Below are 19752 nucleotides of genomic sequence, written 5' to 3'. Positions count from 1 at the left end.
AGGAAAGGGGGTTCGGTAGCTGAACAGGGTTGTGGAACGATGTCGTTGGGATCCGCCAACTGGTGGATGAAATCGGCCGCAACGCTTAAAACTCTTGAAAGGGCACCGCCAAGCAGGTAGGTCTAGGCCTATCCACTCGGGGGTGTGGCGAATAATGACGAATGATGCGATTCAAGAGGGAGGAACCTCTGATCATTTTTCGATGTTTTCTTCTCAAACTGCAAAGATAAAATACAGTTATAACAAGATACGAGAAGTAAAGTCGCACAGGATCGGAGAACTGTTTTCAGTATACCGGGACATACTTTGGGATGATGGGCGGCATAAATACAATGTCAGCTCCTTCATCGGCGAAATAGACGAGATCCTCCTTGGGGAGCGTTTCAGCGCCTTTGACCAAAGCACCCTCGACAACCTTATCGGCACCTTGCGCCAGCGCGGCAACAGCAACGCAACCATCAACCGGAAGATGGCTGCCCTCAGCAAACTGCTGCGCAAGGCTCATAAGATGGGGGATATCCACAGCCTGCCCGAGTTCCGCCGCCAGAAGGAGCGGGCGGGACGGATTCGTTTCCTCGAAAGAGACGAGGAGGCCCGGCTGTTCGCCGCCATCAAAAGCCGCAGCGAGGACGCTTATCGGCTTTCCGTCTTTCTCGTCGACACCGGCTGCCGTCTCGGCGAAGCGCTGGGCTTGATCTGGAACGATATCCAGGAGCACCGCGTCAGTTTCTGGATCACCAAATCCGGCCGCAGCCGCACCATCCCGATGACCGAGCGGGTAAAAGAAGTGATCAAGCTGCCGGCCACCGAGGGCCGCCGGCCCAAAGGCCCGTTCACCAAGCTCAGCCAGGCGCAGTTTCGCGCTATCTGGAACGATGCCAAGGCCGAAGTCGGGCTTGGCGCCGACGATCAGGTCGTGCCGCACATATTGCGCCATACTTGTGCCTCGCGTCTTGTCCAGGGCGGTATCGACATCAGGCGCGTGCAGATGTGGCTCGGCCATCAGACGCTGTCGATGACCATGCGTTACGCCCATCTGGCCACCAACGACCTCGACGGCTGCGTCACCGTGCTGGAGACGCCGCGGTGCAGTGGCGCGGACAGCGGCGGGGCAAGCGCTTTGTCTTCTCCACCTCCGCCAAGGCGGCAACCAAAAAGCGAGCCGGCCGCAAGCAAGGCCCCAAAGCCCGCGAAGAGAAGCGCCAAATCCTGACGGTTTGGGTGGATCTGGCATTGGGTTTCAGGGCAGTTGCTTCAGGTTAGCGCTGCCGCTCATTGCCCTGCCGGGCATTTCTCCCCGTATAGTGACGGGGAGAAAGGTACCCTCGCGAAAGATTTCGCTAGTCGCCAGCGTTCCGGCTAGCCCCTTCTCCCCGTCGCTATACGGGGAGAAGGTGCCGGCAGGCGGATGAGGGGCAGCGCCAACATCGATAAAATTATTTCACCCCTAATTCCAACGGAACTGTCAACGGCCGTCGGAATGCTTTGATCGACGCAAACCCTGCGCGTGAATTACTTCACTCGGTCGAGATTTACTTCCCGCCACCCCGTCGCTCCGCCCGATCGAAAAAGCCAGCGACCTTGCCCGGCAGGCCGCCGGTTTCGAGAAACGGTGCATGCCCCTGGTCGTCGGCGGTGATCGTCTCGATATCGGTATGGCGCGTCCGCATCTGCTCGAGCGTTTCGGCGGACAGCAGCTTCGAGTTGGCGCCGCGTATGACGAGCAACGGGATCGCCGCCAGCGCGTCGAACTGCGGCCACAGGTCGGGCAGCGGCGAGGAGAGGTCCAGGCCGGCCAGCGTGTCGACCAATCTCGAATCGAAATCGGGCAACAACCCTTCCTCGGTCTTGCGGTAAAGGGCTGACGCCATCCGCTCCCAATCCGCATCGGTCAGCGCCGAAAAATCCGCGCCATGGGTGCTGCGCAAGTCGCGGACCACCTCCGCGTACGTCTTCGGCCTTGGCGCGAGGTCGATATAGGAGCGGATATGGGCGAGACCTTGCGCCTCGATCACCGGGCCGATGTCGTTGAGGACGATGGCCTTCAGCACGGCCGGCCGCATCGCCCCGAGCACATGGATGATCAGTCCACCGCGCGAGGTGCCGATGAAGCCAGCCTGCTCGATGCCAAGTGCTGCCAGCCCGGCGAGAATATCGCCCGCTTCGATGCCGATATTGTAATGGCCGATGTCGGCATCGTAGGCGGACTGACCGCGCCCGCGATAATCGAAGGCGACGACCTTGCGCTTCGTCTGCGCTGACAGATAAAGCGCCAATTCGTGAAAGTCACGGCAATTGCGGGTCAGGCCGGGCAGGCAAACGACTGGCCAGCGGCCGGAATTCGCTTCGCCGTAGATGCGGGCGTGCAGGCACAGCCCGTCCGGCGCGGCGTAGAAGAAATCGGAAAAACCCTGCTCGGTTGGCATGTGGACCGCTTCCTCGCAGTTGCCGGATCGTTCCCGACTGCTACAGGCGATGGCAGAGACGGTCAAATCGAAGCATCGGCGCTGAGAATCTTCGAGACATCGGCGGGACAGAGGGGGGCGCAAAGGATCGCAGCCCGACTTAGCTTGAAGCCCGGTCGTCACCCCCGGCCGTTCACCAAATCCCCGACAATATCGTACTTGCCGGAGATACGCATCTTGTAGACCTCGTAATTCTCCATCACGCGCTGAACGTAACTTCTTGTTTCCGTATAGGGAATCCGCTCGATCCAGTCGACGACGGCGTCGACGTCCTTGCCGCGCGGATCGCCGTATTTCGCCACCCACTGGGCGGCGCGGGCGGGGCCGGCATTGTAGCCGGCGAAGGTCAGCACGTAGGAGCCGTCGAAACGGCCGAGCTGCTCGCCGAGAAAGGCGGCGCCCAGCGTTGCATTGTAGCCGGCATCGGTGGTCAGCCGGGCCTGCGAGAAAGTCACGCCGGCCTTCTTCGCCAATTGCTTGGCCGTGGCCGGCATTAGCTGCAGCAGCCCGCGCGCGCCGGCGCTGGAGATTGCGCCGATGTTGAACTCGCTTTCCTGGCGGGCAATCGCATAGGCCAGCGCCTTCCCGGAGCCGGAGATGTTGGCGGTGTCGGGAATGACGCCGAGCGGATGCGACAGCGCGCCGACATCGATGCCGCGGGCGCCGGCGATCTTGCCGACCTTCAGCGCCATGAAATGGTTGCCTTGTTTTTCCGCCAGCACCGCAAGCAGCGCCAGTTCGCCGGGGCTGTTCAGCTGCCCGGCGAGGTCGCGGTAGAGCGTCTCGGCATAGCGGTCATAGCCGGCCTCCTGCAGCCGCTCGATGGCGCTGACCGCCTCGCGGGTGGCAAAATTCTGGCGGTCGGCGGCACTCGGCTGTGGGTAGACGATGTTGAGGGTCTGCCGGCCGACCCGTTCGCCGGCAAGCTGGCCGTAAAAGGTCGTGCCGTAGCTGGCGGCACGGCTGAAGTAATCCTTGGCATTGCCGGGGCCGCCGACTTCGGCGGCGCGGCCGAGCCAATAATAGGCGCGCGACAGCGACATCGGCCCTTGGGCGAGCTCCGCGATTCGCACAAAATGCTTGGCGGCGGTGCTCGGGTCGTTGAGGCCGCGCAGCGCGTACCAGCCGGCATGGAATTCCGCCTCGGCAGCATTGGCGGGACTTTCGGCGGCATGCGCGGCGACTATTCTGTAGGCGGTCTTCATGGCGCCCTGGTCGACCAGCTCGCGCGACAGCACCCGGCGCTCCACCCACCAGGCGTCCGGATCGACCAAAGCGTCACGGTCGCCCGGCGCCTTCATCACCAGCGCGGCAGCGTCGGAAAATTTCTGTTGCTTGCGCAGATATTCGGCTTCGGCAAAGAGATAGCCGGCCGCCCGCTGCGCTGCCGGCACCGCCTTCAGCAGCTTGGCCGCGTTCTTGTCGCCTTTGGTGACTGCCGCCCAGGCATCGGCCAATTGCTGGGCGCCCGCGAGACCGGCGACGCGCAGCGCCGAAGCGACCCGGTCGGCATAGAACATGCGCTCCATGCGGAAGCGATGGTCGGCGGCCGGGATCAGCGCGCCGAACTCGCGGATGACCGTCGCCTCGTCCCTGGCTTCGAGCTTTTCGGTGCGCCAGAATGGCGACAGCACCGAGCGCGCCGCTTTGGTATCGCCCAGCGCTACATAGGAGCGGGCTAGGATCACCACGCCCTCGAAGGTCAGCGGCTGGCTGCCATCGAACGCCCGCACCACCACCTGTGGCGCGGGGTTCTCGCGGTAGAGCGCGCGCTCGCTGTTCTTGCGCAAGGCGATCGTGCCCGGCCAGTTCGGCAGCATTTTTGCCGCATCGGCGATGTCGCCGCTCGGCACCTGGTCGCCGCCATAGAGCGCGATCGCCCAGGCAAGGATGTGCCGGTCGAGCGATTTGGCCGGCAGCGCCTCGCGCACCTGGCGCGCGCGCTGAATGTCGTTTGCCGCCAGCGCATCGAGACCGCTCTTCAGCGCCGCGACGCTGGCGGACGGCGACTGCTGCAGCGCATCGTTCTGCGGCTCGGTCATCGGAATCGCCGACGTGACCTGCACATCGACGCTGCTGCCGATCGCGGCGCCGGGAATCAGCGCGACGATCGCGCTGATAAGCGCGAAAAGATGAGGCCGCCTGATCGGCATGGATTTGGTCATCCCCGTTCTTCGACGCTACAACAGGCACAGATGAATTGAAGCCTATTCGTCTGTGATGAAGGGCCCGTAAAGAAAACCCCATCGAGGTCGTTCGAATTGCAATTGCCGGCGCAATGCTTGCCGCGCAACAATGTCGAGACTATGGTGCGCCGCTTCGCTTTCGGCTAGAAGGCGCGCACGACAAACACCTACAGCGCCGCGCGTCTTCTCAGACGCGCAAAGGACGCTGTAGCACTTTAAATTTGGCGCATGATCCTTTCTGAAAATCGACTGCGATTTTCGGGGTCATGCGCTAGTCCCAAGGAGTTGGACGACATGCTGAGAGGCTCGCTGACCGCGCTCGTGACACCGTTCGAACAGAGCGGCCGTTTCGACGAGAAAGCCTTTCGCGCGTTTATCGCCTGGCAGATCGCCGAAGGCACGACGGGCGTGGTCCCGGTCGGCACCACCGGCGAGTCGCCGACGCTGTCGCATGACGAGCACCGCCAGGTCGTCAAGGTCTGCATCGAGGTCGCCAAGGGCCGGGTTCCGGTCGTCGCCGGCGCCGGCTCCAACAACACCGAAGAGGCGGTTGGCCTGGTCCAGTATGCCGAGAAGGCGGGCGCCGACGCGGCCCTGGTCGTCACGCCCTATTACAACAAGCCGACGCAGCGCGGCCTCTATGCGCATTTCGCCGCCGTCGCCAGGGCGACCAGCCTGCCGATCATCATCTACAACATTCCGCCGCGCTCGGTGATCGACATGAGCCCGGAGACGATGGGGCAATTGGTGCACGACTTCAGGAACATCGTCGGCGTCAAGGATGCCACGGGCAAGGTCGAGCGGGTTTCGGAGCAGCGCGCCACCTGCGGCAAGGATTTCATCCAGCTCTCCGGCGAAGACGCCTCGGCGCTCGGCTTCAACGCGCATGGCGGCGTCGGCTGTATTTCGGTGACGGCAAATGTCGCGCCCAGGCTCTGCGCTGAATTCCAGGAGGCGACGCTTTCCGGCGACAGCGCCAAGGCGCTCGACCTGCAGGACCGTCTGTTGCCGCTGCACAAGGCGATTTTCCTGGAACCCGGCGTTTCCGGCGCGAAGTATGCGCTGTCGAAGCTGGGCAAGGTCGAGAACGTGCTGCGCTCGCCGCTAGTGACGGTCGAGCCGTCGACTGCCGAGAAGATCGACGCGGCGATGAAGCACGCCGGCTTGATAAACTAGGGATGAGGCGCCACCTCTCCGCATCATGAATCAAGTCAGAAAAGCCGATCCCAACAACAAGACCGTTGCGGAAAACCGTAAGGCGCGGTTTTCCTATGAGGTGCTCGACACGATCGAGGCCGGCCTGGTGCTGACCGGTACCGAAGTGAAATCGCTGCGCCAGGGCCAGGCCAACATCCAGGACAGCTACGCCTCGGTCGAGGGCGGCGAGATCTGGCTGATCAACTCCTATTTGCCGGAATACCTGCAGGCCAACCGCTTCAACCACGAGCCACGCCGCCGCCGCAAACTGCTGCTCAACAAGCGCGAGATGGCCAAGCTGGCGCAAAGCGTCGACCGCGAGGGCATGACGCTGGTGCCGCTGAAGATCTACTTCAACGACCAGGGTCGTGCCAAGCTGCTGCTCGCCGTTGGCCGCGGCAAGAAGCTGCACGACAAGCGCGAGACCGAAAAGCAGCGCGACTGGTCGCGCGAGAAGGGCCGGCTGCTGAAGGAGCGAGGGTGAGGAGCAGTCCGCGAAGCGGACGAAAAGTCAATGATTTGGCTTTTCGAGCGGCGAACGTCCGGAGCCATAGCGGCGGGCAGGGTGGACCAATGGGGATAGATCTCTGTTGAAAAACCGGATCGTCTTGTGGAGCGCGGCCGGTCTGCTCCTGGCGGGCCTCGTCCTGGCCGGCGGCTATACCTACTTCAAGACGTTTTCTCCGGACCGCGGCAAATATCCGGTGAGGGGCATCGATGTTTCCCATCATCAGCGGCAGATCGACTGGCGGCGTGTTGCCGCCGACGATGTCGCTTTCGCCGTCATCAAGGCGACTGAAGGCGGCGACCATGTCGACGATGCCTTCGCCGCCAATTTGCGCGCGGCCCGCGCCGCCGGCCTTGCCGTCGGTGCCTATCATTTCTTCACCTTCTGCAGGCCGGGTGCCGATCAGGCACGCAACTTCATCTCGGTGGTGCCGCGCGATCAGCCTTTGCTGCCGCCGGTGGTAGACATCGAGTTCGGCGGCAATTGCCCGCAGCGGCCAACTCCCGAACAGCTGAGTGCCGAGCTTTCCGCCTTCCTCGGTCCGGTCGAGGCGGCGTTTGGCAAGACGGCGATCCTCTATGTGACCGACGAGGCGGCGCAAGCCTATGTCGGGCAGCTAGCCGGCCGCCCGCGCTGGCTGCGTTCGCTGGCGCTGCGGCCGGGCCATGACGACTGGATCTACTGGCAGTACCACAACCGGGGCCGCGTCGACGGCATCAGCGGCGACGTCGACCTGAATGTTCTCCAGGGTGGACCCGCGACGCTGGCCGCGTTGTTTGCCCCAGCGCCTGAAGCGATGTCGACGAATTGACGCTATTCCCGTCCACTAAAACACCCTCAATGGCCCGAAGACGGAACGACGAAGCCTTGACAAATACGGCTATTCGATAGCGTCTCAGTTTTGAGTTCAGCTTACGACCGTTTGCAGAGTTCATCGGCGGAGATACGCTAGCTTGGCCGCATAATTTTGGATTAGCCAATGGCCGCAGCACCAAAAAAATCTTGGATAGTCGCAAGCGACGTAGCCGACCGGGACGGAATCGGCATCGAGCTTTGGATTGAAGGCGACCTCGTGTTGGAGATTTTCCGTGACGACACAAGGCGAACCCGAGAGGTAACCCTCTACCGGAAGGAGATTCCTTTGGAGTTAGTCGAGGAGGCCATTGCGAGGTTCAAAGGTGACATTCCAAGGGATTTTGTAGATTGATCAATCGCCGCCCGATTCATTGTTTCCCCTAAAAGTTGAACGTCACCGTCCCGCCTTTTACGCTTCCGCTAACTATTCATATCGCAGGCGGCGCCGTGCTAAGTGCATTTGATGCCGGAGCGCCCTTCATCAACCAATGACAGCAACGCCCCGCCTGCTGCGACGGATGGCGGCGACCCCCGCCTAGCATTTGTCTATGCGGAGGCGGTGCGTGGCCTCCAGCACCAGCAGGGCGTGGTTGAAAGTCTCAATGCGCGCGCCGGCAATCTGATCTTCGCAACGGCGTTCGCGAGTTCTCTCCTTGGAGGCAGGGCGCTCCAGGATGGCGTAGGGCCTTGGGACTGGCTGGCGCTGACATTGCTTCTTCTTATCGGACTGCTGGTGCGATTATGGTGTGGCCATATTATAACTATACGTTCCGTTTCGATCCCGAGAAGCTGCTCCAGGATTTCGTCGATCAGCATCCTCCCGCAACCATGGATGGGATGCACCGAGCACTTGCGCTGCGCATCAAATCCGACATGGCCAGCAATTGGCGGATCATCCAACGCCTGCGCGTCGCGCTGCAGCTTGCACTGTTTCTGTGGTTGCTGGATCTCCTGGCCTGGTTGTTCGCGATTGCCCGAATCTAGGCGCTTGTGCGCCGGCGCGCCTCGTCTGACTCTATGTCTTCAGAAAAGCTTCTATCTGACTGAAGATATTAACGAACATCGTTTCCGTCAGCACGCCGGTATTGGTGTTGTAGCGCGAGCAATGATAGCTGGAAAATAGCGTGATGCCATTGGCCTGCTGCTGCCCGCCATGCCGGAACGGATAGGCGGCGACGCGTTGGCCGAGCGCCCGCACGGTCGACTGGTGCGCGATCGAGCCCAGCGCCAGCACGGCGCGCAGGTTTGGAAACCGCGCAATCGTCGGCACCAGGAACGTCCGGCAGGTCGCTATCTCGGCGCCAACCGGCTTGTTATCCGGCGGCACGCAGCGCACCGCATTGGTAATCGCCGTACCAACAAGCTCCAGCCCGTCATCAGGTCGCGCCTTGAATTCGCCGCGCGCAAAGCCGTGCGCGATCAGCGTGTTGTAGAGCAGGTCGCCGGCAAAATCGCCGGTGAAGGGGCGCCCCGTCCGGTTTGCCCCGCGCAGGCCAGGCGCCAGCCCGACGATCAGCAAGCGCACCGCATCCTCGCCTTCCGGCGGCAAAAAGGTCGGCACCGGCGCGTTGAACCAGGACGGCTCGCGCCGCCGCCACTCGGCGATGAAGTCGTGCAGCCGTGGGCAGAGCGGGCAGTCGCGATCGGGTTCGGGCGAGACGACCAGGGGCGCGGTCAAGGCAACGACCGTCAATAGTCTTCCTCGTCGACTTCGGCCGGCTCGGGCCGGCGTACCGGCCGCTCCGACGGATCGCGGCCGACTTCATTCTTGAGCGCCATCAAGTCGATGAAATGGTCGGCCTGGCGGCGCAGATCGTCGGAGATCATCGGCGGCTGCGAAGCCATGGTCGAGACGATCGAAACCTTGCGCCCGCGCCGCTGCAGCGCCTCGACCAGCGTACGGAAATCGCCGTCGCCTGAGAAGATGACATAATGGTCGACGACGTCGGCAAGCTCCAGCGCATCGACGGTCAGCTCGATATCCATATTGCCCTTGATCTTGCGCCGGCCGGTCGAGTCGGTGAATTCCTTGGCCGGCTTGGTCACCACCTTGAAGCCGTTATAATCGAGCCAGTCGATCAGCGGCCGTATCGAGGAGTATTCCTGATCCTCGACCAGCGCGGTGTAGTAATAGGCGCGCAGCAGATAGCCGCGTTTCTGGAAGCTCGACAGAAGTTTGCGGTAGTCGATGTCAAAACCCAGCGCGCGCGAGGTGGCGTAGAGATTGGCACCGTCGATAAAGAGAGCGATTTTTTCACGAGGATCGAACATGGAAAAATGTCCTTTTTCGAAATAAGCGGTCGTCTAAATGCGTGGCGACTATCGGCCGGTCTGATAATAGACCTGTTGGCCTTCATCGTTCGAGATAACGCCAGTTTTACGGCAATCCAAGGCACCATGCGGCACCGCAAGCAATTGTGATCGGCGCTGCGTCGTCGCAGGCGGCCCGCGTCAGAGCTGCGCACCGCCATAAAAGCTTGTATTTTGGCGGCGTTCGGGTTATGGACCGCGCCTGTTTTCCATCAAATCCAGGCATGAAAGGGGCAACTCATGGCCCGCGTAACCGTTGAAGATTGCATCGACAAGGTCGACAACCGCTTCGAGCTGGTGCTCCTGGCCGGCCACCGCGCCCGTCAGATCAGCCAGGGCGCGCAGATCACTGTACCGCGCGACAACGACAAGAATCCGGTCGTTGCGCTCCGCGAAATCGCCGACGAGACGCTGTCGCCGGACGACCTCAAGGAAGATCTCATCCATTCGCTGCAGAAGCATGTCGAGGTCGACGAGCCGGAAGCCGACGGCGAGGCGATTGCCGACCAGACCGGCAGTGCCGTTGCGGCCACCGATGCCGACGACGCCGAGGACAACGTCACCTTCGATCGCATGACCGAAGAAGACCTGTTGGCCGGCATCGAAGGTCTGGTACCGCCGGAAAAAAGCGACGATTATTGATCTTAGCAATAACTGCCGACACTTTCGCGTCGGCAGTTTCGTGGCTATCTATGACATGCGCCGTACGCCAGTGCGGCGCATGATTCATTTCAGCATTGCGAGATCCCGCCCATGATGCGTCAGTATGAGCTTGTCGAGCGCGTCCAGCGCTACAAGCCTGACGTCAACGAGGCGCTGCTCAACAAGGCCTATGTCTACGCCATGCAGAAGCATGGCCACCAGAAACGCGCCTCCGGCGACCCCTATTTTTCGCATCCGCTCGAAGTCGCCGCCATCCTCACCGAAATGCACATGGACGAGGCGACGATCGCCGTTGCGCTGCTGCACGACACGATCGAGGACACCACGGCGACCAGAGCCGAGATCGACGAATTGTTCGGCCCCGAAATGGGCAAGCTGGTCGAAGGCCTGACCAAGCTGAAGAAGCTCGATCTCGTCTCCAAGAAGGCCGAGCAGGCGGAGAACCTGCGCAAGCTGTTGCTCGCGATCTCGGAAGACGTGCGCGTGCTTCTGGTCAAGCTCGCCGACCGCCTGCACAATATGCGCACCCTCGACCATGTGCCGGAAGCCAAGCGCCTGCGCATTGCCGAAGAGACGATGGACATCTACGCGCCGCTGGCCGGCCGCATGGGCATGCAGGGCATGCGCGAGGAGCTGGAGGAGATCGCCTTCCGCTTCATCAATCCCGAAGCCTATCGCGCCGTCACCGCACGGCTCGCCGAAATCTTCGAGCGCAACAAGGGCGTGCTGTCCGAGATCGAGAAGGCGCTGTCCACGCTGTTCGACAAATATTCGATCAAGGCCGAGGTCAAAAGCCGGCAGAAGAAGCCGTGGTCGGTATTCCGCAAGATGGAAGCCAAGGCGCTGTCGTTCGAGCAGCTGTCCGACATTTTCGGCTTCCGCGTCGTTGTCGAGACGGTCGAGGACTGCTATCGCGCGCTTGGCGCCATCCACACCACCTGGTCGATGGTGCCCGGCCGCTTCAAGGATTACATCTCGACGCCGAAGCAGAACGACTACCGCTCGATCCACACCACCATCGTCGGCCCATCGCGCCAGCGCGTCGAATTGCAGATCCGCACCTACCAGATGAACAAGATCGCCGAATACGGCGTCGCCGCTCATTCGATCTATAAGGATACCGGCGGCAAGATGAATGGTGCCGCCCATGCGATCTCGAAGGAAACCAATGCCTATGCGTGGCTGCGGCGGACCATCGAGCAGCTTGCCGAAGGCGACAATCCCGAGGACTTCCTCGAAAACACCAAGCTGGAACTGTTCCAGGACCAGGTATTCTGCTTCACGCCGAAGGGCATGCTGATCGCGCTGCCGCGCGGCGCCACGCCGATCGACTTTGCCTATGCCGTCCACACCGATGTCGGCGACACTTGCGTCGGCGCCAAGGTCAATGGCCGCATCATGCCGCTGATGACGGAGCTGAAGAACGGCGACGAGGTCGAGATCATCCGCTCGAAGGCGCAGGTGCCACCGGCGGCGTGGGAATCGGTGGTCGTTACCGGCAAGGCGCGCTCGGCCATCCGCCGCGCCACCAAGAACGCTATCCGCAAGCAATATTCGGGTCTCGGTATCCGAATTCTGGAGCGTGCCTTCGAACGGTCCGGCAAGACCTTTACCAAGGAAAATCTGAAGCCGGTGCTGCACCGGCTGGCGCGCAAGGATATCGAGGATGTGCTGGCCTCGGTCGGCCGTGGCGAACTTGCCTCCACCGATGTCATGAAGGCGGTATTTCCCGACTACAAGGACGAGCGCGTCACGCTGGTCGCGCCCAAGCAGCGCGAGGAGGGTTGGTCGAAGATCCGCAACGCCGCCGGCATGCTGTTCCAGATTCCAGGCCGCGCCGCGCGCAAGGACAAGAACCAGCAGCGCGACGACGCGGTGCCGATCCGCGGTGTGCGCGGCGATCTGCCGGTGCGCTTCGCGCCGGAGGGGGCAGTGCCAGGCGACCGCATCGTCGGCATCGTGCAGCCGGGAACCGGTATCACCATCTATCCGATCCAGTCGCCGGCGCTGCAGGCCTTCGACGACCAGCCAGAGCGCTGGATCGATGTGCGTTGGGATATTGACGAGCGCACCAAGGAGCGATTCCCGGCGCGCGTCTCGGTCACCGCCATCAACGCACCGGGTTCGCTGGCCGACATTGCACAGGTCGTCGCATCCAACGATGCCAACATCCACACTTTGTCGATGGTGCGCACCGCGCCCGATTTCACAGAAATGCTGATCGATCTCGAAGTGTGGGATCTGAAGCACTTGAACCGGCTGCTGTCGCAGCTAAAGGACAATTCGAGCGTCAGCGACGCGCGACGCGTGAATGGGTGAATCGTGAATAGTGAAAGAGGGTGCTCTCACTACCATTCACCATTCACCATTCACCATGGGCATGGAGCGAACAATGAACACCGATGAAGTGCTGGGCATTTTCCGCGAGGCAGGCGCCGTTCTCGAAGGGCATTTCATCCTGACGTCGGGCCTGCGCAGCCCGGTCTTCCTGCAAAAGGCGCGCGTTTTCATGCATGCCGACAAGACCGAGCGCTTGTGCAAGGCGCTGGCCGAAAAGATCCGCGCTGGCGTGCCCGGCAGGATCGACTACGTCGTCGGTCCCGCAATCGGCGGGCTGATCCCGGCCTATGAGACCTCGCGCCATCTTGGTGCGCCGGCGATCTGGGTCGAGCGGGAAGGGGGCGAATTCAGGCTGCGCCGCTTCGAGATCGCCAAGGGATCGCGCGTTGTCATTGTCGAGGACATCGTCACCACCGGCCTGTCGATCCGCGAGACCATCGACTGCCTGCGCGGCCTTGGCGCCGATGTCGTTGCCGCTGCATGCATCATCGACCGCTCGGCCGGCAAAACCGATGTCGGCGTGCCGCTGATCGCGCTCGCCGAATATGAAGTTCCGGCCTATCCGGCCGACAGGCTGCCGCCCGAACTCGCCGCCATACCGGCGATCAAGCCGGGCAGCCGCAATATCTAATGCATGTCGCCCAAAAGTGTGCGGTGGTTTTGGGACAACGACATGCATAAAAACAAGTCAAGAGGCGCTGCCGTGATTGCCGGCATCGATCATTTCGTGCTGACAGTTCGTTCGGTGGACGATACCTGCGCCTTCTATCAGCGCGTGCTTGGCTTCGAGCGCCTCGACGAGCCGGACCGACCAACGGCGCTGCTGTTTGGAACGCAAAAGATCAATGTGCATCAGGTCGGGCGTACCTTCGAGCCGAAGGCCAAGGCGCCGACGCCGGGCGCCGGAGATTTCTGCTTGATTGCCGCCCGGCCGCTCGTCGAGATATGTGCCAGCCTCGCCGCCAATGGCGTGGTGATAGAGGTCGGCCCCGTCGAGCGTGTCGGCGCTCGTGGCGCGATGATGTCGGTCTATTTCCGTGACCCGGATGGCAACCTCGTCGAGGTCAGCGAATATCGATCCTAAGCGGCGCTCCTTAAATTCGCCGCGATCATACCCTGTTCAGAACGGCGACACCCAGGGCTGGCGCGACCGGCCGCCGAGCGGATGCCCTCGGCCTCGTTGTTCTTCGGCCAGCGCATCGCTATATCAAAGTCGTAGTTGCTTTTCGGCGACCGCAGAGCGCAGCATGGGGCTGTCGCGCCCTGGCTGGGAAAAGCCGGCGCGAAGTCATTAATGGAACTAGGAACAGGAACAGAGTGCTTTTTCGACGGCGCAAGCCTGATGGTTTTTTCGAGCGGGTGCGTACCTATTTGTGGCCGCGCCGCTCGTTCTCGCGCTCGCTGCGGTATTTCTCCAAGCGCATCCTGCGGCTTAGGGCCACGCCGCACGCCGTGGCCGCCGGTGTTGCGGCGGGCGTATTCGCGTCGTTTTTCCCGCTTGGCTTCCACTTCATCATTGCCGCCATCCTGTGCTGGCTGATCGCCGGCAATCTGGTCGCGGCAGCACTTGGCACGGTGTTCGGCAACCCCCTGACCTTTCCGCTGCTATGGGCCGCCTCCTGGGAGGTCGGCAAGCTGATCCTGCATGAACACCTGCCGGCGCATGGCCCGCCCGCCCATCTTGGCGACATGCTGCATAATCTTTCCTTTGCGCAGTTGTGGGGACCGGTGCTGAAGCCGATGACAATCGGCGCGATACCGCTCGGCCTGGTTTTCGGCCTGCTGTTTTACGGCATCACCCGCTGGGGCATGGTCACTTTCCACGAGCAGCGCCGCAAGCGTCTGGCCGAAAGAGCCGCAAAGGCTGGAAAAACCGGGCCGGAAGTTCCTGCCGAATGATTATCGGTATCGGCAGCGACCTCATCGACATCAGACGCATCGAGAAGTCGCTGGAACGTCATGGCCAGCGCTTCATCCAACGCATCTACACTGAGATCGAACAGGCGCGCTCCGAAAACCGCGCGGCGCGTGCGGCCTCCTTCGCCAAGCGTTTCGCCGCCAAGGAAGCCTGTGCCAAGGCATTGGGCACCGGTATGGCGCAGGGTGTGTTCTGGCGCGACATGGGGGTCGTCAACCTGGCCAGCGGCAAGCCGACCATGGCGCTGACCAACGGGGCGGCAGCGCGGCTGGACGAAATCCTGCCTGAAGGGCACCGCGCCGTGATCCACCTCACAATAACCGATGATTTTCCGCTCGCTCAAGCCTTTGTGATCATTGAAGCGTTGCCGGTCGAAGAAGCGCCACATTGATTGCATCTGACCACCGGCATGACGTTGCCCAGCGCGCGCCGAGACTCTATACCATCCAACGCACAATCGAGGACGACATGAGCGTGGCTGAAAAAACCCAGAAGAAATCCGGCGGACTTGGCGAAACCGTCAGCGTCATCGTCCAGGCCCTGCTGCTTGCGCTGGTGATCCGCACGCTCCTGTTCCAGCCGTTCTCGATCCCGTCCGGGTCGATGCGGCCGACTTTGCTCGAAGGCGACTATCTCTTCGTCACCAAATGGTCCTACGGCTTCTCCCGCTATTCACTGCCGTTCGGGCCGAACATCTTTTCGGGCCGCATCTGGGGCTCAGAGCCGAAGCGCGGCGACGTGGTGGTGTTCAAGTTTCCGCCGGATCCTTCTGTCGATTATATCAAGCGCGTCGTCGGCCTGCCGGGCGACAAGATCCAGGTCAAGGATGGCCAGCTCTTCATCAACGACGTGAGCGTGCCGCGCGTCAAGGTCGGGCAGATCGACAACCGCGACATCACCGAGGAGAACGGGCCGGTCGATGTCTATCGCGAGACGCTGCCGAACGGCGTCACCTACGACACGCTCGACCTGACGCAGGCCTCGATCGGCGACAATACCAAAGAGTTCAAGGTGCCGCCCGGTCACTATTTCATGATGGGCGACAATCGCGACAACTCGTCGGACAGCCGCTTCACGGTCGGCTTCGTGCCGGAGGAGAACTTGGTCGGCCGCGCCAACCTCATCTTCTTCTCGATCGCCGGCAGCGCCAGCCCGCTCGAAATCTGGAAATGGCCGTCGCAGATGCGCGCCTCGCGCCTGTTCCATTTCGTCAATTAGGACCATGGCGGCGACGAAACGGCTGACCGCCGATGCGCTCGCCGAGGCGCTCAAGGAGCGCACCGGCCACAGTTTTGGCAACCACCAGCGCCTGCAGCGGGCGCTGACACATGCCAGCGCTCGCGGCAGTCACGCCGGCATCGACTACGAACGTTTCGAATTCCTGGGCGACCGCGTTCTCGGCCTTGTCGTTGCCGATATGCTGCTGGCGGCATTTCCCGATGCCGCCGAGGGTGAGCTATCGCTGAGATTGAACGCGCTGGTCAACGCCGAGGCCCTGGCGGAGATCGCCGAGGAGATCGGCCTGCCGGAACTTATTCGCGCCGGTTCGGACGTACGCGGCCTCGATGGCCGCAAGCGCGTCAATCTGCGCGCCGATGCATTGGAATCGTTGATCGCCGTGCTCTATCTCGACGGCGGGTTGGAAGCGGCCCGCGCCTTCATCCACAGATACTGGCAGCCGCGCTCGCAAGCCATCGACGCCGCCCGCCGCGATGCGAAGACCGAACTTCAGGAATGGGCGCATCAGGCGGCGGGCGCAGTGCCAGTTTACATAATCGACAGCCGCGAGGGACCGGACCACGATCCGCTGTTCACCGTCAGCGTCAAGGTCGGCGCCTATCCGCCGGCGACCGGCAGCGGGCGCTCCAAGCGCGAGGCGGAGCAGGCTGCAGCCGCGGCACTTCTGCAGCGGGAAGGCGTCTGGCTCAATCAAGGGAGTGCCGCATGATCGCCACCGAAGCTCCGGCAACAGAAGCTCCCGCTACCCGCTCCGGCTTCGTCGCGCTGATCGGCGCGCCCAATGCGGGGAAATCGACGCTGGTCAACCAATTGGTCGGCGCCAAGGTGTCGATTGTGACGCACAAGGTGCAGACCACCCGCGCCATCGTGCGCGGCATTGCCACCCACAACAACGCGCAGATCGTCTTCGTCGACACGCCGGGCATATTCAAGCCGAAGCGCCGGCTGGACACCGCGATGGTGACCACAGCCTGGGGCGGTGCCAAGGACGCCGATATCGTGCTGCTCTTGATCGATGCCGAGCGCGGCATCCGGGGCGATGCCGACGCCATCCTCGAGCGGCTGAAGGATGTTCGGCAGCCGATGGTATTGATCCTCAACAAGGTCGATCGGGTCAAGCACGAGACGTTGCTGGCATTGTCGGCGGCAGCCAACGAAAGGGTGCCGTTCAAGCGCACCTTCATGGTTTCGGCGCTGACCGGGTCCGGCTGCAAGGACCTGCTCGACTATCTCGCCGAGACCTTGCCGGCCGGACCCTGGTACTACCCGGAAGACCAGATCTCCGACCTGCCGATGCGCCAGCTCGCGGCCGAGATCACCCGCGAAAAGCTCTATCTCAGGCTGCATCAGGAACTGCCTTATTCCTCCCACATCGAGACCGAGAAATGGGAAGAGAAGAAGGACGGCTCGGTGCGCATCGACCAGACCATCTATGTCGAGCGCGACAGCCAGAAGAAGATCGTGCTCGGCCATAAGGGCGAGACGATCCGCGCCATCGGCCAGGCGGCGCGCATGGAAATAGCAGGCATACTCGAGCAGAAGGTGCACCTCTTCCTGTTCGTCAAGGTGCGCGAGAACTGGGGCGACGATCCCGAGCGCTACCGTGAAATGGGGCTCGAATTTCCGCAGTAGAGATCGGCTAAGGTCAAACCGCGCGGCTCTGATACAACAGGCGGTCAGACCGGTCCTTACGTCGCCGCTTGGACGGTTCTCGTTCGTCGTCCCTCCGTCATACACGCTCCTTATAGGCTCTGCGAAAGACCCACTTCCGAGCAACACGGAACCGACGGGCAAGCAGCCAGATTTAGGACATGACCAGGACTTGGAATCGCATCGACCCCAACCGTCAGACCGAGTTTGCAAACGCCGTCGCTGTTGAGATCCAGCGCGTGCTGGCGCGGCAAAATGAGGTGACGAACAGTGATGCGATCGTCGCAGCGGGCAGGGTCGCCGGCGCCGTTGCCGCCGCCGTCGCCTTGCTTGCGCCGACGGACATCAGGGCGATCGATACCATGCAGGAGAGATTGCCTGACAGGGTATTGCAGCTGGTGAGGCTCCTGGCAGCGGAAGCCGCCGGCCAAACCACCGAGGCGTCCGCCTCATCGGCGTTTGGAGACCGGAGCATACAGGTCCCAAGCCGGCCTGCCGGAAGAGACGACATCGATTCGATGCGGGTGGAGGACTGGGCGGGGCGGGTGGCTGGACCGACATTCCTGGAAGACAATTTCGGCATATCGCGTTCGACCCTGCATCGTTGGCAGCGGAGCTGTAGGGTTGTCGCCTTGCGGACCGGTGGCCGCAAACATGTGTTTCCGCTGGCGCAGTTCGTCGATGGCAGGCCGGCATCCGGAAGTGTTGTCTGCAATGCCGAATCCGCGGCGCGCATGGCACTGGCTGATCGGCCCCGCCGCCGTGCTCGACGGCCGTATTCCAATTGAGTTGCTTAAACAGGATTTGGTGGCGGATGTTGTCGTTGCTGCTCAGCACGAAGCACGTATGAAGCTGGCTTAACTTCCTTCTGCCCTTCGAATTTTCTAGATGGACAGATAAAACGTTGGGCTGCAATTGTACAGCCGGCTAACGTAAAAGTACTCTTCTAACTTAAGGTGACAATGTGCCATTTGTGTCATTTCAGTCTGGGGAATTAAATGCACGTGATATTTGTGCAACACGGAGTTATTCTGTTGCAAAAACCATCATTATTTCTGGAATAGTCATTGAGGATCAAGCGCGGATGGGTATGTTCGCCGCCGAAAAGGGGGAGCGGTGCGAGCCTTTTTCGATCTGGGGTGAGGCGGGGAATGCTGCTGTTCAGCCACAAAATTCGAAACCATTTTTAACTTTGACTGGAGAGGTCAGAAAATGAACATCAAGAGCCTTCTTCTCGGCTCCGCTGCGGCACTGATCGCAGTTTCCGGTGCGCGCGCCGCCGACGCCGTCGTCGTCGCCGAGCCGGAACCCGCTGAATACGTCAAGATCTGCGACGTCTACGGCGCTGGCTACTTCTACATCCCCGGCACCGAGACCTGCCTGCGCATCGGCGGCTATGTCCGTTACGATATCGGCGTGGGTGATGTCGGCTCGTTCGATGGTGCAACGTCCGGCGACCACGAGGACGGCGACGAGAACGACACCTACCGCAAGAACGCCCGCTTCACGCTGAAGACCTGGACCGGCCAGGAAACCGAACTCGGCACCTTGAAGACCTACACCGAGACCCGCTTCAACTTCGGCAACAGGCAGGGGTACGCCACCGTCAATAACAACGGTACTCCGGCTGATTCTACCGACGATTTCTTCAACCCTAACGCTGCCGGCAACTCCGGCGTTTCGTTGAAATTCGCCTGGATCCAGCTCGGTGGCCTGCGCGTCGGTAAGGACGAATCGGCATTCGACACCTTCATCGGCTACGCCGGCAGCGTCATCCAGGACACGCTGGTTCCGTATGGTGCCTTCGACACCAATGTCGTCCAGTACTATTTCGACGCCGGCAACGGCTTCTCGGCCGTGGTCTCTCTCGAAGAAGGCGCGGGCGACATTGGCACAATCGACAGCTACGTTCCGCATGTCGTCGGCGGCGTGAAGTACACGCAGGGTTGGGGCGCCATCACCGGCGTCGTCGCTTACGACAGCAACTATGAAGAAGTGGCCGGCAAGGTTCGCCTGGACATCAAGCCGATGGACAACCTGTCTCTGTTCATCATGGGCGGCTACGGCACCGACGACAACCTCACGGATGACGCCGGCAACGCGATCGACGCCCACGGTCGTGGCTTCTACAAGCAGTGGAGCGGCAACTGGGCGGTCTGGGGTGGTGGCACCTACACCATCAACGAGAAGACCTCGTTCAACACCCAGCTTTCCTATGACGAAGGCAAGAACTTCGGCGTTGCAGCGAACATCGCCTATGAAATTGTCAAAGTGACCTGCCACTGAATTTTCATCCGGCTGCAGTTAGAGCCTCGGCGGGTTTTACGCCGTATGGCGCGGGTTGAGCAACGGGTGATCGGCGGAGCTGGTCGGGGTTGCGCAGCCGATCGTCCGTTGCGGTGAGATTGGCGGCATAAGCCG

Annotated in this window: 22 protein-coding genes and 2 pseudogenes; 19 read left to right on the top strand and 5 right to left on the bottom strand. The window is 61.8% G+C overall.

All coding sequences use genetic code 11. From position 1 onward, the window contains the following. The first annotated feature begins 154 nt into the window (after positions 1 to 154). Positions 155 to 1213 carry a tyrosine-type recombinase/integrase gene (locus tag NKH70_RS14030; RefSeq protein WP_502908357.1) on the top strand — a complete coding sequence of 353 codons (1059 nt, stop codon included), beginning with the start codon at positions 155 to 157 and terminating at the stop codon, positions 1211 to 1213. A 319-nt stretch (positions 1214 to 1532) separates the two neighbouring features. On the opposite strand, the gene NKH70_RS14025 is transcribed toward NKH70_RS14030, so the two are convergent. Further along, a complete protein-coding gene (locus tag NKH70_RS14025; RefSeq protein WP_352914616.1) occupies positions 1533 to 2426 on the bottom strand; it encodes an alpha/beta fold hydrolase in 894 nt (297 codons plus the stop codon). A gap of 158 nt (positions 2427 to 2584) precedes the next feature. Beyond that, positions 2585 to 4618, bottom strand: coding sequence for a lytic transglycosylase domain-containing protein (locus NKH70_RS14020; RefSeq protein WP_352914660.1), 2034 nt, complete (start codon positions 4616 to 4618; stop codon positions 2585 to 2587). 327 nt (positions 4619 to 4945) lie between these two features. Here NKH70_RS14020 and dapA point away from each other — a divergent pair, with 327 nt between their 5' ends. The 5 genes from dapA (at position 4946) to NKH70_RS13995 (ending at position 8195) form a co-directional block, all read left to right on the top strand. Then, a complete protein-coding gene (gene dapA / locus NKH70_RS14015; protein WP_352914617.1) occupies positions 4946 to 5827 on the top strand; it encodes a 4-hydroxy-tetrahydrodipicolinate synthase in 882 nt (293 codons plus the stop codon). Between the two features lie 25 nt (positions 5828 to 5852). Then, the gene (smpB, locus tag NKH70_RS14010; protein ID WP_023768487.1) at positions 5853 to 6332 is read left to right on the top strand and encodes an SsrA-binding protein SmpB; all 480 of its coding nucleotides are present in this window, start codon (positions 5853 to 5855) and stop codon (positions 6330 to 6332) included. 106 nt (positions 6333 to 6438) lie between these two features. Beyond that, entirely contained in the window at positions 6439 to 7167 is a 729-nt protein-coding gene (locus NKH70_RS14005) for a GH25 family lysozyme (RefSeq protein WP_352914619.1), read from the top strand. Between the two features lie 168 nt (positions 7168 to 7335). Beyond that, positions 7336 to 7563, top strand: a complete 228-nt coding sequence (locus NKH70_RS14000) for a hypothetical protein (protein ID WP_352862677.1) — start codon at positions 7336 to 7338, stop codon at positions 7561 to 7563. Between the two features lie 335 nt (positions 7564 to 7898). After that, positions 7899 to 8195 carry a hypothetical protein gene (locus NKH70_RS13995; RefSeq protein WP_352914621.1) on the top strand — a complete coding sequence of 99 codons (297 nt, stop codon included), beginning with the start codon at positions 7899 to 7901 and terminating at the stop codon, positions 8193 to 8195. 31 nt (positions 8196 to 8226) lie between these two features. Here NKH70_RS13995 and NKH70_RS13990 read toward each other — a convergent pair whose 3' ends face one another. Both NKH70_RS13990 and NKH70_RS13985 read right to left on the bottom strand, forming a co-directional pair. After that, a complete protein-coding gene (locus NKH70_RS13990) occupies positions 8227 to 8904 on the bottom strand; it encodes a uracil-DNA glycosylase (RefSeq protein WP_352914624.1) in 678 nt (225 codons plus the stop codon). Continuing rightward, positions 8901 to 9482 (bottom strand): LabA-like NYN domain-containing protein, encoded by a 582-nt coding sequence (locus NKH70_RS13985; RefSeq protein WP_352848761.1) that lies wholly within the window; start codon positions 9480 to 9482, stop codon positions 8901 to 8903. Before NKH70_RS13985 ends, NKH70_RS13990 begins: the two co-directional genes overlap by 4 nt. Before the next feature lie 279 nt (positions 9483 to 9761). Here NKH70_RS13985 and rpoZ point away from each other — a divergent pair, with 279 nt between their 5' ends. The 13 genes and pseudogenes from rpoZ (at position 9762) to NKH70_RS13920 (ending at position 19617) form a co-directional block, all read left to right on the top strand. Continuing rightward, the gene (gene rpoZ / locus NKH70_RS13980) at positions 9762 to 10163 is read left to right on the top strand and encodes a DNA-directed RNA polymerase subunit omega (RefSeq protein ID WP_023719890.1); all 402 of its coding nucleotides are present in this window, start codon (positions 9762 to 9764) and stop codon (positions 10161 to 10163) included. Between the two features lie 111 nt (positions 10164 to 10274). Next, a complete protein-coding gene (locus NKH70_RS13975) occupies positions 10275 to 12503 on the top strand; it encodes a RelA/SpoT family protein (protein ID WP_352467217.1) in 2229 nt (742 codons plus the stop codon). A gap of 73 nt (positions 12504 to 12576) precedes the next feature. After that, positions 12577 to 13155, top strand: a complete 579-nt coding sequence (gene pyrE, locus NKH70_RS13970) for an orotate phosphoribosyltransferase (protein ID WP_352914627.1) — start codon at positions 12577 to 12579, stop codon at positions 13153 to 13155. Positions 13156 to 13197: 42 nt separating this feature from the next. Further along, on the top strand, positions 13198 to 13608 hold the full coding sequence (locus tag NKH70_RS13965) for a VOC family protein (RefSeq protein ID WP_352914629.1): 411 nt from the start codon (positions 13198 to 13200) through the stop codon (positions 13606 to 13608). A gap of 233 nt (positions 13609 to 13841) precedes the next feature. Beyond that, a complete protein-coding gene (locus tag NKH70_RS13960) occupies positions 13842 to 14423 on the top strand; it encodes a DUF2062 domain-containing protein (protein WP_023677769.1) in 582 nt (193 codons plus the stop codon). Continuing rightward, positions 14420 to 14833, top strand: a complete 414-nt coding sequence (gene acpS, locus NKH70_RS13955; RefSeq protein WP_352914632.1) for a holo-ACP synthase — start codon at positions 14420 to 14422, stop codon at positions 14831 to 14833. Before NKH70_RS13960 ends, acpS begins: the two co-directional genes overlap by 4 nt. A gap of 77 nt (positions 14834 to 14910) precedes the next feature. Further along, entirely contained in the window at positions 14911 to 15660 is a 750-nt protein-coding gene (gene lepB, locus NKH70_RS13950) for a signal peptidase I (RefSeq protein ID WP_352914635.1), read from the top strand. A 4-nt stretch (positions 15661 to 15664) separates the two neighbouring features. Further along, positions 15665 to 16390, top strand: a complete 726-nt coding sequence (rnc, locus tag NKH70_RS13945; protein WP_352914638.1) for a ribonuclease III — start codon at positions 15665 to 15667, stop codon at positions 16388 to 16390. Beyond that, complete coding sequence (gene era / locus NKH70_RS13940; RefSeq protein ID WP_352914641.1) at positions 16387 to 17313, top strand: GTPase Era; 927 nt, start codon at positions 16387 to 16389, stop codon at positions 17311 to 17313. The genes rnc and era overlap by 4 nt, the downstream gene beginning before the upstream one ends. A 179-nt stretch (positions 17314 to 17492) precedes the next feature. Beyond that, positions 17493 to 17963: pseudogene (locus NKH70_RS35805) on the top strand (antitoxin Xre/MbcA/ParS-like domain-containing protein); the annotation flags it as partial. A 49-nt stretch (positions 17964 to 18012) separates the two neighbouring features. Then, complete coding sequence (locus NKH70_RS13930; RefSeq protein WP_353025473.1) at positions 18013 to 18192, top strand: hypothetical protein; 180 nt, start codon at positions 18013 to 18015, stop codon at positions 18190 to 18192. Positions 18193 to 18295: 103 nt separating this feature from the next. Continuing rightward, complete coding sequence (locus tag NKH70_RS13925; RefSeq protein WP_353025472.1) at positions 18296 to 18547, top strand: hypothetical protein; 252 nt, start codon at positions 18296 to 18298, stop codon at positions 18545 to 18547. Beyond that, positions 18544 to 19617, top strand: a complete 1074-nt coding sequence (locus NKH70_RS13920) for a porin (protein ID WP_353025471.1) — start codon at positions 18544 to 18546, stop codon at positions 19615 to 19617. The genes NKH70_RS13925 and NKH70_RS13920 overlap by 4 nt, the downstream gene beginning before the upstream one ends. Before the next feature lie 4 nt (positions 19618 to 19621). On the opposite strand, the pseudogene NKH70_RS13915 reads toward NKH70_RS13920, so the two are convergent. Continuing rightward, a pseudogene (locus NKH70_RS13915) lies at positions 19622 to 19752 on the bottom strand (IS3 family transposase); the annotation flags it as partial.

It is taken from the genome of Mesorhizobium sp. M0991, assembly GCF_040318915.1.
Classification (GTDB): Bacteria; Pseudomonadota; Alphaproteobacteria; order Rhizobiales; family Rhizobiaceae; genus Mesorhizobium.
The sequence above is the reverse complement of the archived record's forward strand: the minus strand, read 5'-3'. Positions and strand labels throughout refer to the sequence as shown.